This is a genomic window from Arsenicibacter rosenii (assembly GCF_001870735.1).
GTDB classification, from domain to species: domain Bacteria; phylum Bacteroidota; class Bacteroidia; order Cytophagales; family Spirosomataceae; genus Arsenicibacter; species Arsenicibacter rosenii.
Window position 1 is genome coordinate 1 of the sequence record NZ_MORL01000122.1, and the last position, 1,660, is coordinate 1,660.

The window sequence follows — 1,660 nt, forward strand, 5'->3', positions numbered from 1 at the left end:
GTGTATGCAGCTTATTCAGGTGCAGTTCCTTCGTAATGATGTACCGCCAGCCATCGGTCCGTTTCGGGTCAGCCCGCTGGTTTATTCGGAGAAAGAACAATTCCTTAATTCCGAACTGACTGGTCAGCATATTCGTCATCCGGAGCAGAAACATTTCGGGGGTCACCCCGTAGGGCTGCATGGCATCGAGCAGGCGCTTATTTTCCCAGGTGTTCTGCGTCACAATGCCCGCAATGACATCAGTCATCGCCTGCTTCGGAATCAGGATAGCGCGGGCAAAATAGGTGGCCTTAAAGTTATTCAGCACCTCATCGAACGAACCGCCTTCCAGAACCGACGATTCGAGCGGCCGAACGGTCAGGTTCAGACGCCGGTAGCCCACTTCCCGTGCCAGCGTAAAGACTTTCTGCTCTTCCATCAGGGAGCTGTTGATCAACAGTTTATTTTTTTCCGGCAAATAAACAGACCGTAGACTCAGCAGACTGGGCTGTGACCGGTCGTTGTAGGTTTCAATCGTGGTTTTATACGCCCTGGCCAGTATCCCTGCCAGCCAGCCGGCATGTTCAGCCGGATTAGCCGGAGCCGGATTCCCGAGTAAAAACCGGTCAGCTTCTGCCTCAAGGTCTTCAAAATAATTATCGTGCATGGCCTGGTAGGTCCGCAGCACGGTAAAGTAAAACTGCTCTACCCGAACATCGTAATTCCGGCCAATTTCGAGAATCGTACTGATAAACGCACTGAGCTTGGCCGGGGCCGTGGCCATGACTTCCAGAAAATAATTCGGTTCGATGCCAAATAAATCGAATGGTAATTCACTCAGGATGTTAGAGTTCAGCAGCTCCACAACCGGTTCGAGCTGCTTGCTGACTTTCAGGGATACCAGTGAGTCATAGTCGGTTTGCAGCGCTTTGGCAATGGCCAGCAATTTCTCCGTTTTCGGATATTTTTTACCCTTTTCAATTTCATTCAGGTAGGAAGGGGAAAGCCCGGTACGGTTCGCCAGTTCATAGGTTGAAATACCAAGATCATTGCGGAGCTGTTTCACCTTTAGCCCAAAAATGAGCCGGACTTTATCGCGATCAGAAGTCATGCCGCAAAAATAACTAATCTCATATTAATAACGCTAAAATTAAGATTCTTGCAGCGATCACGATAAAAATAGCGAACGTTCGCTATTTTTATCGTGATCGCTATTATCTTTGACACACCTTGATGAACTCCTTAATGGGCAACATGATGATAACCGAAACAATCCCGACATTCGCAAAGGCACCGGCTAAAGCTGCCGATGAGCGTGCCCTGGCTTTTTTACAGATCCGTGAAGTAAACGATCTGCATTTCCAGTTGTCGCCGGCTGAACTCATTGAGCATGCGTTACGTAACGGCGAAGGTAAATTAACCAATACCGGGGCGCTGATGTGCCCGACCGGAACATTCACCGGCCGCTCCCCCAAAGACCGGTATATTGTAAAGGATGCCCTGACAGCCGAACGTGTTGACTGGGGTGACGTAAACATCCCGTTTGATGAAGCCCGTTTTGACCGCCTGCACCGGAAAATGTGTCATTATGCGGAATACCAGAAAGTATATGTCCGTTTTGCGAGAGCCGGTGCCGATCCGCGCTACCAGCTTAACCTTTGTATTCTGACTACCTCTGCCT

2 protein-coding genes are annotated in these 1,660 nt (G+C 49.6%); one reads left to right on the top strand and one right to left on the bottom strand.

The features are described from left to right. Nucleotides 1-1,090, bottom strand: a 1,090-nt coding sequence (locus BLX24_RS30220; protein WP_071506896.1) for a helix-turn-helix transcriptional regulator, incomplete at its 3' end; no start/stop codon positions are given. Nucleotides 1,091-1,212: 122 nt separating this feature from the next. On the opposite strand from BLX24_RS30220, the gene BLX24_RS30225 reads away from it, so the two are divergent. Next, nucleotides 1,213-1,660: phosphoenolpyruvate carboxykinase (ATP) (locus BLX24_RS30225; protein WP_229201928.1), on the top strand; the 448-nt coding region annotated here is incomplete at its 3' end.